Origin of the sequence: Micromonospora sp. WMMD1082 (genome assembly GCF_029626175.1) — a bacterium.
In the GTDB taxonomy this organism is placed as follows: Bacteria; Actinomycetota; Actinomycetes; order Mycobacteriales; family Micromonosporaceae; genus Micromonospora.
In genome coordinates, this window is the sequence record NZ_JARUBM010000002.1 from 208,660 (window position 1) to 220,280 (window position 11,621).

Here is an 11,621-nt window from a genome sequence, read left to right on the forward strand (position 1 = left end):
AGGTAACCCAGGCGCTCAGCCGCACGCGGTCCGGTAGGGCACGGTCGGGAGGTACCGCTGCCACTCGCCCCGGTCGAACGCCTCGGGTGAGCCCGCGCAGTACCGCTGGTGCAGGCTCTCCGGGTCGAGGTCCACGACGAGCACGCCGTCGTTCGACAGGAACGGCTTCCACGGGGAACTGGCCCGGACCTCCAGCACCAGGTAACGGCCGTCCGGGCTGAATCTCGGCGAGGTCCCGTAGAGGGTGACGGGGTGCGCGTAGAGGCCCTGGCCCGGCGCCGCCCGCCGCCACACCGTCGCCGTCGGGCCTTCGCTCTCGCCGTATCCGGCCACCACCATCAACTGCCCGTCGGGGCTGAGCAGGTACCCTCCGCCGTCGGCGCGCAGCCGGTCCTCGCCGGACAGCGCGGGCGCGGGCGCCGGGTCGTCGACGTCGGTGAGATCCCAGGCCACGAGCCCCCGACTGGTACCGACGGCGACCCGGTCGACGCCCAACACCACCACCTCGGCCAGGTGGGAATCCGCCTCGAGAAGCCCGGCCCGGCGGGGCTCGTGCGGGTCCGCGAGATCCCAGAGCTGGACCTGCGGCTCCTGGTCGACGGACGCGACCACGAGCGCCACCCGCCGCTCGGGCAGGTACGTCACGGTGCTCGGGGCGCTGAGGGCGTTCGCGGAGCCGCCCAACACCCCGGCGGCCCTCGGTGCGGCGCCGTCCCGAAGATCCCACAGGTGGATGTCCCGGGCGCCCCAGGCCGCCAGCAGATCCGGCCCGAGGTAGCGCACCTTGCGGGCCGGCTCGGGCAGCATCACCCGGGCCAGCTCGTCGATGCGGCCCTGATCCCGCACCGCCAGCACCCGCAGTTCCCGGTCCCGGGAGCTGCCCGCGACGAGCTGACGCCCGTCCGGCCCCGGCACCACGATCGTCTCCCGGCCGGGCGGCACCGGCAGCGCGTCCCCCGCGATCGGGCTCCGCCCCTCGGGCACCTCCCACAACTGGAGCACCTCGGCGTTGCGGGCGATGGCGATACGTCCGCCGGGTAGGAACGCCGCACCGGACCAGCCCCGGGGAAGCGTCGCACGCATTCTCGGGGCAGGCCCGCCCAGCTCCCAGAACACGCTGCCATGCTTGGGCAGCAGATCGGTCAGTTCGGTCAGGTCGGCCGCCATGATCCGGCCGGTCCCGTCGAACGCGTCGAAGACACTGTCGACGTCGTTCACACCCTGGTTGGACAGTCCGTACGGCAGCAGGGACAACGGACGCGCCCAGAGTCGGATCCCGCCCGCCTCCGTTCCCTGGGCCAGCCCGATCCCGTCCGGCCGGAAGGCGACCGCCGAGCTGGGCTCCGCCCCGCCCAGCCGGGTCCGCCAGGTGGGGCCGGCGCGCGGGTCGACCTCGATCACGTCGATCCCGCCGGTGGCGTGGCCGGAGACGAACAGCGCCGACGTCTGCTCTCCGGGTTGGAACGCCAGCGACCAGACTATGCCGTCGGCGTCCGCTGGACCATCGATCGTGCCGCCGATCTCGCGCGGACGGGCCGGGTCGGTGATGTCCCATCCGTTGAGCGTGCCGAGCCCTCCGCCGGCGACGAGCAACGATTCGGTGAAGGTGGCCCCGAGCGCGACCGCCAGGGCGGTCGGGGTCCGCAGTTCGCTGAGCTTCGTGGGTTGGCGCGGATCCGCCACGTCCCACAGCCGGATCGTGTCCTCCGTCTCCTGCGGCGGCTTCCGGCTGCTGGTCACCAGGACGCCGCCGCGCCGGTCGAAGGCCACCGCCCATACGTCGGTGGGGTCGACCTTCAGCTCGGCCAGCGGCCGAGGACGCCACGGCTGGGCGATGTCCCAGAGCTGGACCACCCCGGCGACGTCGCCCGTGGCGAGGACCGACCCGTCCGGCGAGACGCCGATGGTCCGCAGCGACTCCGGACCGGTCGGCACCGCAGCGACCTGGAACGGTCGCGCGGGATCGAGCACATGCCAGACGAGCAGCTGCCCCGCCGACCACCCGAAGAGGTATCGGCCCTGCGCACTGGTGGCGATGGGAGTCACGTTCGGCAGGGAGATGACCGCGCCGGGCAGCGGGTGGCGGTGATCACCGACGTGCCACAGCCGGACCGTCCGGTCGGTCGAGGAGCTGGCGAGCACCTTCCCGTCGGCGAAGTAGGCCAGGTTGTAGACGTGACCGTCGTGCCCGGTCAGCGCGACGGGCAGCGGCGCCGCCGCCGCGGCGTAGAGCGCCTGGCGGGCCTGCTCGGTCGGTGACGTCCGCCATGCCGTCGTCGCGAGCGCCAGCGCCTGCTCCGGCTGGGTCGCCCGCATGGCGTTGGCCTGGGCGGCGATCAGTCGGGAGCCGAGTTCGGCGTCCAGGCGTTCCGCCCGCGCCCGTTGCTGCACCGCGACGACACCGCCGGTGCCGAGCACCAGCACCAGGACGGCGAGAAGCGCCGCCGCGAGCCGGCCGGTCCGGCGCCGCCGCAGGCTGCGGTCCAGGAAGTCCCGCTCGACCGGGCCCAGCTCGCTCACCCCGGTCGCCGCCAGCGTCTTCCGGACGACCATGAGCCGGCTGCCGGCGAGCAGGTCGCCACGGCGCCGCCCGCCGGAGCGCCACAACGCCGCCGCGTCGGTGAGCTGCTCTCCGGCGACCAGGCGCCCCCGGTCGTCGTTGAGCCAGCTCCGCAGGCGCGGCCAGGCGCGCAGCAGGATCTCGTGGCTGATCCGGACGTCGCCGTCGGCCTCGATCCCGAGCAGCCGGCGGGCGGCCAGCCGTTCCACCACGACGACCGCGTCGCCGTCCAGCCCGTCGAGCAGATCGGCACGCGCTACCGGGCGGGCGGTGTCGACACCGTCCGCACCGACCCGGGTCAACCGCAGCAGCAGGCGCCGGACGATCTCCTGCTGGGCCGGCGTGAACCCGGCGTACGTCTCCTCCGCGGTCTTGGCGATCGCCCCGTCGAGCCCACCGCTCTCCCGGTACGCCGCCAGGTCCAGCCGGCTGCCCCGACGCCGCCGCCAGGTCTCCCAGAGCACGTGGGACAGCAACGGCAGCGCGCCCGGCTCCGGCCCTCGGGGTCCGTCCGCGCCCAGCTCGTGCAGGATCAGCTCGGCGAGCCCCTCGTCGAGGTCGAGACCGGCCCGGGCCGCCGGCTCCCGCACCGCGCTCCGCAGCTCCGCGCCGGTCATCGGGCCCACCACGACCCGGGGCCCGGCGACCAGCCCGGCGAGCGCGGGCTCGGCACTCGCCGCACCGTAGAAGTCGGCCCGGAGCACGACGACCACCACCGCCCAGGGCCCGCCGCCCGGCCGGGGCGCGGCCAACGCCGACAGGCACGCCATGAAGCCGCGCCGCGTGTCGTCGGTGCTGCCCAGCGTGAAGAGTTCCTCGAACTGGTCGACCACCAGCAACGCCGGCCGCTCCGGACCGCCACCGGTGCCCCGGTCGAGCAGCTCGACGGCCGCGGCCGGCCGCTCGGCCAGCCGGCTCCCGGCGTCGGGGCGGTCGTCACCGAGCACCCGGGCCAGCGACGACAGCGGGTCCGGGCCCGGGGTGAAGGGCCGCAGCGGCACCGGCCACACCCGCGCGGAGGCGTCGTCGCCCCAGCCGTCGCGCCGCGCCGCCGGCAACAGGCCGGCGTGGACGAGGGAGGTCTTGCCGACGCCGGAGGGACCGATCACCAGCAGCGGTACCGGATCGGCCAGCCGCTGGGCGGCCTGCGCGTGGAGCGTGGCGCAGACCGCCTCCCGGCCGAAGAAGACGTCGGCATGCCGCTCCTCGAAGGGTTCGAGGCCACGGTAGGGGCTCGGGCCGGTCGACTGCGCGACCGGCGCGCCGCCCGAGCGGCCGGGTGGCTGCCAGGCTGGGTTCGCGGCGAGGACGAGGCGGCCGGCGTGACCCGCCTCCTGCCGCCGGGGCAGCGGCGCGCCGGCGACGCGCAACGCCGTGAACAGGTGGTGGTACGCGTCGTCCAGGGTCAGCGCCCGCCCCGCGTCCGGGTCGCCCCGGTCGAGGAAGGTGAGGAACTCGCCGGTGAAGGCGGTGTACGCCGCGTCGGGGTCGGCGAGGGCCAGTTGTTCCGCGGAGCTGAGCAGATAGACGCCGTGCACCGGGGGCGGCTCGGCCACCGTCGCCGGTACCGGGGCGTCCAGCTGCGCCCGCGCCGAGAAGCAGCAGTCGAGGACCACCACGATCGACGACGCGCGGCAGACGGAGAGCGCCTGACGCAGATCCGAGACCCGGTACGCCTGGTGGGCGGCCAGTCCCGGGGTCAGCCGGTCGGTGCCGGCGGCGGCCAGGTACAGCTCCCCGTCCCGGCCGCGCAGCCCGTGACCGACGTACCAGATCAGCAGGACGGTCTCCGCCTGCTGGGTGGCCTCGCTGATGGCTCTGGCGATGGTGAACGCGTCCGGGGCGTCGTGCAGGACGGTGAGCTGCGACCGTGCGACGCCACACCGGCCGGTCAGCCGGTCCACCAGCGCCGCCGACGTACGCCCGACGGCCGGCACCGCCGGCAGGCCCGGACCGTGATGGTTCTCCGTGGCGATGACCAGGACCCGGACACCGCGTCCGGTGAGGTCGCTCATCCGGTGGGGGCGGCGCCCTCGTCGGCCGGTGCCCGATCCCGGCCCACCCTCGGCGCCCCGGTGGGCTGCCCGGCGGAGAGGCCGGCGAGCACGGCGGCCAGTTGACCGCGCAGCTCGGCGTCGGTCATCTCGCGGACCCGGTCCGCCTCCAGCTTCACCCGCGAGCCGTCCGGCAACTCCAGCTCGACGCGCACCGCGCCGCTGCGGTGGCGCAGCCAGGACACCAGCGCGGTGGCGAACGCCGTGGCGACGCTGCCGGGGGCGATCGCGAGCAGCAGCGCCTCCAGCGTCGGGCCCAGGACGCCCGGCGGGGGCGGTGCCTCCAGCGGGGTGAGCCGGCCGCGCAACTCCGGGACGTCGGCGAGCCAGTGGTGCAGCTCCGCCAGGTGGACCGCGCCGTGCTCGCTGTCGACCAGGATGCGGACGTCCACCTCTGCCCCCCGTCGCTCGTCACGTATCGGCGCCGACGAGTCTAATCAGGACCGACCCCGGCGACCGGGGTCGGTCCGGTTTGGGACAGGATGCGAGAAGGTTCAGCCGGTGAAGTCGAACTCGCCGAACGGACCTACCACGGCCAGGGACATCGGTCGACCCAGCAGCTCGGCGGCGAGGGAGTTGACGTCGTCGAGGGTGACCGCGTCGACCCGGTCGAGCAACTCGTCGACCGGCATCAGGTCGCCGTAGAGCAGCTCGCCCTTGGCCAGCCGGCTCATCCGCGAACCGGTGTCCTCCAGGCCGAGCACGAACGCGCCCTTGCTCATTCCCTTGCCCCGGGCCAGTTCCGCCTCGGTGATGCCGTCCGCGGCGGTACGCGCCAACTCGGCGCGGGTCAGCTCTAGCACCTCCTGGACCCGGCTCGGGGCACAGCCGGCGTAGACGCCGAACAGGCCGCTGTCGGCGTACTGGCTGGCGTAGGAGTAGACGGAGTACGCCAGGCCGCGACGCTCACGGATCTCCTGGAACAGCCGGCTGGACATTCCCCCGCCGAGCACGTTGTTCAGCACGCCGAGGGCGAAGCGGCGCTCGTCGAGCCGGTCGATGCCGGGGCAGCCGAGGACGACGTGCGCCTGCTCGGTCTCCTTCTTCTCCACCACCGTGGTGGCGGCCCTGGTGCGTACGACCGGGGTGGCCGGCCGGTGCGGCGCGGGCGCCGCCGCGTCGGTGTCCAGCGGGGTGCCCCGCAGCGCCTGGCGGACCAGCCGCACCACGGCCGTGTGGTCGAGGTTGCCGGCGGCGGCGATGACGATCTGCGGCGCGACGTAGCGGCGCTGGTAGAAGCCCTGGATCTGCCGGCGGGTCATCGGGGTGACCGTCTCCACCGTGCCGGAGATCAGCCGGCCCAGCGGATGGTCACCGTAGACGGCCCGGGCGAACAGGTCGTGCACCTCGTCGCCGGGCTCGTCGTCGTGCATGGCGATCTCCTCCAGGATCACGCCGCGCTCGGTCTCCACGTCGGCCGGCTCCAGCACCGAGTCGGCGACCAGGTCGCACATCACGTCGATGGCCAGGGGGAGATCCTCGTCCAGCACCCGGGCGTAGTAGCAGGTGTATTCCTTCGTGGTGAAGGCGTTGGTCTCCCCGCCGACCGCCTCGATCGCGGAGGAGATCTCCAACGCACCCCGCTTGTGGGTGCCCTTGAACAGCAGATGCTCCAGGAAGTGGGCGGCGCCGGCCTGGGGCCCGGTCTCGTCCCGCGAGCCGACCGCCACCCAGATGCCGAACGACACGCTGCGCATCGCCGGGATCGCCTCGGTCAGCACGCGCAACCCGCTGGGCAGCACCGTGCGGCGTGCCGTACCGCCGAGCGGATCGTCGCTCAGGGTCCGGGTCACCGCCCGGGCCGACCCGCCCGTGGGGCGGGCGGTCCCGACGGCGTGCCGGGCGTCACCGGGCGGCGTCACCCCACCTCGTCGCGGCGGCGGGGACGAACGCCGGGTCCGACTCACGGCAACCTGCTTCCAGTTCGACGAGGGAGGGTTGGTTACGAACCGGCCGGGGCGACGGCGTCGCCCCGGCCGGTCAGTGGTGATCCGGGATCAGCTGTGCCGGGTGCGGCGCCGCGGGCGCGAGTCGCCGTCGCCCTCGCCGCCCTCGCCACGGTCGGGACCGCGGCCACCCCGGTCGCCGCCACGGTCGCGGTCACCCCGGTCGCGCGGGCCACGGTCACCGCGGTCGCGGCCGGCGGGCCGCTCACCGGACGCCTCACCGGCGGCCGGCGCCTCGGCGCCCTCCGGCCGGACCTTGTCCAGGTAGATCTTGCCGCGCTGGTCGATGTCCGCGATCTCGACCTCGACCCGGTCGCCGACGTTGAGGAAGTCCTCGACCTTCTCGACCCGCTTGCCGTCGCCCACCTTCGAGATGTGCAGCAGGCCGTCGCGGCCCGGCAGCAGCGAGACGAACGCGCCGAACGGCGCGGTCTTGACCACCGTGCCGAGGAACCGGTCGCCGACCTTCGGCAGGGTCGGGTTGGCGATCGCGTTGATCCGCTCGACCGCCGCCTGCGCCGACGGACCGTTGGTCGCACCGACGTAGATGGTGCCGTCGTCCTCGATGGAGATCTCGGCGCCGGTCTCGTCCTGGATGGCGTTGATGGTCTGCCCCTTCGGGCCGATCACCATGCCGATCTTGTCGACCGGGATCTTCACGGTGGTGACCCGCGGCGCGTAGTCGGACATCTCGGCCGGTGCCTCGATCGCCCGCTGCATCACGTCCAGGATGGTCTGCCGGGCCTCGTGGGCCTGCTGGAGCGCGGCCGCCAGCACGTCGGACGGGATGCCGTCGAGCTTGGTGTCGAGCTGCAACGCGGTGACGAAGTCCCGGGTGCCGGCGACCTTGAAGTCCATGTCGCCGAACGCGTCCTCGGCGCCGAGGATGTCGGTCAGCGTCACGTACTGGGTCTTGCCATCGACCTCGTCGGAGATGAGGCCCATGGCGATGCCGGCCACCGGCGCCTTCAGCGGCACACCGGCCGAGAGCAGGCCCAGCGTCGAGGCGCAGACCGAGCCCATCGAGGTGGAGCCGTTGGAACCGAGCGCCTCGGAGACCTGCCGGATGGCGTACGGGAACTCCTCCCGCGACGGCAGCACCGGGATCAGCGCCCGCTCCGCGAGGGCACCGTGGCCGATCTCGCGGCGCTTCGGCGAGCCGACCCGACCGGTCTCACCGGTGGAGTACGGCGGGAAGTTGTAGTTGTGCATGTAGCGCTTGGACTTCTCCGGGGAGAGGGTGTCCAGCGCCTGCTCCATGCGCAGCATGTTGAGCGTGGTGACACCGAGGATCTGGGTCTCGCCGCGCTCGAACAGCGCCGAGCCGTGCACCCGGGGCAGCACGCCGACCTCGGCGGTCAGCGGGCGGATGTCGCGCGGGCCACGGCCGTCGATGCGGACCTGCTCGCGCAGCACCCGGCTGCGCACCTCGGACTTGGTCAGCGAGCGGAAGGCGGCGGAGAGTTCCTTCTCCCGGCCCTCGAAGCGCGGGCCGAGATCCTCCAGCACGCGCGCCTTCACCGCGTCCAGGGCCTCCTCGCGGACCGCCTTGCCGGCGATCTGCAGGGCCTCGGCGACATCGGCGCGGGCCAGCTCGACGACCGCGTCGTAGATGTCGTCCTGGTAGTCGAGGAAGACCGGGAAGTCGGCGACCGGCTTGGCGGCGACCTCGGCCAGCTCGCTCTGCGCCCGGCACAGCTCGCGGATGGCCGGCTTGGCGGCCTCCAGGCCGCTGGCCACGACCTCCTCGGTCGGTGCGGTGGCCCCGCCGGCGACCAGGCTCACGGTGTGCTCGGTGGCCTCCGCCTCGACCATCATGATCGCGACGTCGCCGTCGGGCAGGGCCCGACCGGCCACCACCATGTCGAAGGTGGCGCGGCTCAGCTCCTCGTGGGTCGGGAAGGCGACCCACTGGCCGTCCACGTGCGCCATCCGGGTCGCCCCGATCGGGCCGGAGAACGGCAGGCCGGAGAGCTTCGTCGACATCGACGCGGCGTTGATGGCCACCACGTCGTACGGGTGCTGCGGGTCGAGCGCGAGGATGGTCTCGACGACCTGGACCTCGTTGCGCAGGCCCTTGACGAACGACGGGCGCAGCGGCCGGTCGATCAGCCGGCAGGTGAGGATGGCGTCCTCGCTGGGCCGCCCCTCGCGGCGGAAGAACGAGCCGGGGATCCGGCCCGCGGCGTACATCCGCTCCTCCACGTCGACGGTCAGCGGGAAGAAGTCGAACTGCTCCTTCGGCTGCTTGCCGGCGGTGGTGGCGGAGAGGACGACCGTCTCGCCGAGCTGGGCCGTCACGGAGCCGGCGGCCTGCCGGGCCAGCCGGCCGGTGGAGAAGGTGATCTCACGGGTGCCGAACGACCCGTTGTCGATCACGGCGGTGCGGGATTCGGTGCCGAGTCTGGTCTCGGTCATGGTGCGGTCATGCTCCTTCGCATCGGGGGCCACGACGCGGGAGCCGTACGGACGGCCGGTCTTCGATCGAAGCGCCCGGGGCCGCCGGCGGGATGCCGGGGCGCCCGGAGGCCACTACCGGAGACCGGTACGCCGACGCTCCCCTGTCTGGGTGGTCGCGGCCCGTTTCTCGGGTGGGACGCCGGCGGGGGGAGTGGCCTGGTGGGCCACTCCCCCCGTCACGTCACCGGCGCAGGCCGAGTCGCTCGATGAGCGACCGGTAGCGGTTGATGTCCTTCTTCTGGACGTAGTTGAGCAACCGACGGCGACGGCCGACCAGCAGCAGCAGCCCACGGCGGCTGTGGTGGTCGTGCTTGTGCACCTTCAGGTGCTCGGTGAGGTCGGCGATCCGCTTGGTGAGGACCGCGACCTGCACCTCGGGCGAACCGGTGTCGCCCTCGACGGTCGCGTACTCCTCGCGGATCTTGGCCTTGGACTGCTGGTCGAGCGCCATGTTCTCCCTGTTTCGGTGGGTTGTCTCGGTGCTGTCCGTCGGGCCGGGCTAGGGCACCGGCGACGGATGGACCTCGCACCCGCGGCGTCGAGCAGGCACGCGAGGCCCCACGTCGGTCAGCCGACGTCCCCGCCAGCCTACCAGCACCGGCCCGACCCAGCCGGTCAAGGGGCCGCCGGCGGGTCGGCGGCGCTCATCCCAGCACCCGCCGGGTCCGCTCGACGTCCTGGGCGATCTGGGCGACCAGCGGCTCGATCGAGTCGAAGCGGACCTGCCCGCGCAGATGCGCCACGAAGTCCAGGGCGAGCCGCTCGCCGTACAGGTCGCCGTCGAAGTCCAGGGCGTACGCCTCGACCCGGCGCTCGCGGCCGGAGAAGGTCGGGTTGGTGCCGACCGACACGGCGGCGGCGAGTGGCTTCCGCTGCCCCCGGCGGATCATCCGGGCGGCGTAGACGCCGTCGGCGGGCACCGCGGCGTACCGGTGGCAGAGCAGGTTCGCGGTCGGGAAGCCCAGCTCACGCCCGCGCTGGTCGCCCCGGACGACCACACCCTCCAGCCGGTGCGGGCGGCCCAGCGCGGCGGTCGCCGCGGTCACGTCACCCGCGTCGACGCAGGAGCGGATGTACGTCGAGGAGAAGACCGTGCCGGCCTCGGCCACCAGCGGTGCGCCCTCGACGGAGAAGCCGAACGTGCGGCCGAGCCGTTCCAGCAGCGCCACGTCACCGGCGGCCCGGTGCCCGAACCGGAAGTTGTCGCCCACCACCACCAGCGCGGCGTGCAGGTGCTCGACCAGCACGTCGTGCACGAACGCCTCGGCCGGCAGCCGGGAGAACTCGGGCGTGAACGGCACCACGCAGAGCACGTCCACCCCGAGCGCCTCGATCAGCTCCGCCTTGCGGGCCGGCTCGGTGAGCACCGCCGGGTGGGAGCCGGGCCGGACCACCTCGGCCGGATGGGGATCGAAGGTCACCACCACCGACCGCACGCCGAGTTCGCGGGCGCGGGCCACGGCGTGCCCGATCGTCGCCTGGTGCCCCTTGTGCACCCCGTCGAAGACGCCGATGGTGACGACGGACCTCCCCCAGCCACCCGGCGCCGCGTCGTACCCCCGCCACCGCTGCATGCTGCTCCTCCGCTGTCGTTCGTCCCGGCCGTCGGCGGTCGACGGCTCAGGCCGGTGCGAGCACGATCTCCGCGCGGGCCCGGCCGGCCCGCTCGCTGACGATAGCGATCAACCGACCGGCCGGATCGAAGACCGCGTACGGCCCGGCGAGGCCGACGGCGTCGAGCGGGCCGCCGTGGGAGAGCGTCGTCGCCTCCTCGGCGGTGGCGTCCCGGCGCGGGAAGAACCGGTCGGCCGCGACCGCGAGCGGCAGGCCCACCACGTCGGGCGCGCGGTCCGCCAACTCGTCGAGGGTGGCGGCCTCCGCCAGGGTGAAGCCGCCCACGGCCGTGCGTCGCAGCGCGGTCAGGTGGCCACCGACCGCCAGCGCCAGGCCCGCGTCGCGGGCGATCGCCCGGACGTACGTGCCGGTCGAACACGCGACGTCGACGTCGACGTCGAGCACGTCGGGCCGGTCACGGCGGATCGCCAGCACATCGAGCCGGGAGATGGTGACCCGCCGGGCCGGCAGGTCGACGCTCTCGCCCTTACGGACCCGCTTGTACGCCCGCTCTCCGTTGATCTTGATGGCGCTCACCGCACTCGGCACCTGGTCGATCTCCCCGGTCAGCGCGCTCAACGCCGCCCGGACCGCCTCGTCGGTGAGCGTCCCGGCGGGGGTGGTGGCGATCACATCACCCTCCGCGTCGTCGGTGACGGTGGACTGGCCGAGCCGGATGGTGGCGGTGTAGCTCTTGTCCGCGCCGATCACGTACGTCAGCAGGCGGGTGGCCCGGCCCACGCCGATCACCAGGACCCCGGTGGCCATCGGGTCGAGCGTGCCCCCGTGCCCCACCCGGCGGGTCCGCGCCAGCCGGCGGATCCGCGCCACGACATCATGCGACGTCATGCCGCCCGGCTTGTCCACCACGATCAGACCGTCTGCGCTCACGACGCGCAAGCCTGCCAGACCCCCTCGGCCGGACGAGCACCGGACGGCCGCCGAAAAACGGGATGTAGTCGGTGGTATCGCCCTGCGACGATGGAG

At 73.7% G+C, this 11,621-nt stretch carries 7 protein-coding genes; all 7 read right to left on the reverse strand.

What is annotated here, in order from left to right; translation table 11 throughout:
- Nucleotides 1-15 precede the first annotated feature (15 nt).
- The 7 genes from O7615_RS01045 to truB all read right to left on the reverse strand — a co-directional run bounded on the left by O7615_RS01045 (nt 16) and on the right by truB (nt 11,525).
- On the reverse strand, nt 16-4,575 hold the full coding sequence (locus O7615_RS01045) for an AAA family ATPase (protein ID WP_278175226.1): 4,560 nt from the start codon (nt 4,573-4,575) through the stop codon (nt 16-18).
- Nucleotides 4,572-5,006: a hypothetical protein gene (locus O7615_RS01050; RefSeq protein WP_278175227.1), complete on the reverse strand. Its 435-nt coding sequence runs from the start codon at nt 5,004-5,006 to the stop codon at nt 4,572-4,574. The genes O7615_RS01045 and O7615_RS01050 overlap by 4 nt, the downstream gene beginning before the upstream one ends.
- 102 nt (nt 5,007-5,108) lie before the next feature.
- Nucleotides 5,109-6,476 (reverse strand): pitrilysin family protein, encoded by a 1,368-nt coding sequence (locus tag O7615_RS01055; RefSeq protein WP_278175228.1) that lies wholly within the window; start codon nt 6,474-6,476, stop codon nt 5,109-5,111.
- A gap of 135 nt (nt 6,477-6,611) precedes the next feature.
- Nucleotides 6,612-8,978, reverse strand: coding sequence for a polyribonucleotide nucleotidyltransferase (locus O7615_RS01060; protein WP_278175229.1), 2,367 nt, complete (start codon nt 8,976-8,978; stop codon nt 6,612-6,614).
- A 223-nt stretch (nt 8,979-9,201) separates the two neighbouring features.
- The gene (rpsO, locus tag O7615_RS01065) at nt 9,202-9,471 is read right to left on the reverse strand and encodes a 30S ribosomal protein S15 (protein ID WP_111243763.1); all 270 of its coding nucleotides are present in this window, start codon (nt 9,469-9,471) and stop codon (nt 9,202-9,204) included.
- A 193-nt stretch (nt 9,472-9,664) separates the two neighbouring features.
- Nucleotides 9,665-10,594 carry a bifunctional riboflavin kinase/FAD synthetase gene (locus O7615_RS01070; RefSeq protein ID WP_278175230.1) on the reverse strand — a complete coding sequence of 310 codons (930 nt, stop codon included), beginning with the start codon at nt 10,592-10,594 and terminating at the stop codon, nt 9,665-9,667.
- A gap of 46 nt (nt 10,595-10,640) precedes the next feature.
- Nucleotides 10,641-11,525 (reverse strand): tRNA pseudouridine(55) synthase TruB, encoded by an 885-nt coding sequence (gene truB, locus O7615_RS01075; RefSeq protein ID WP_278175231.1) that lies wholly within the window; start codon nt 11,523-11,525, stop codon nt 10,641-10,643.
- Nucleotides 11,526-11,621 lie beyond the last annotated feature (96 nt).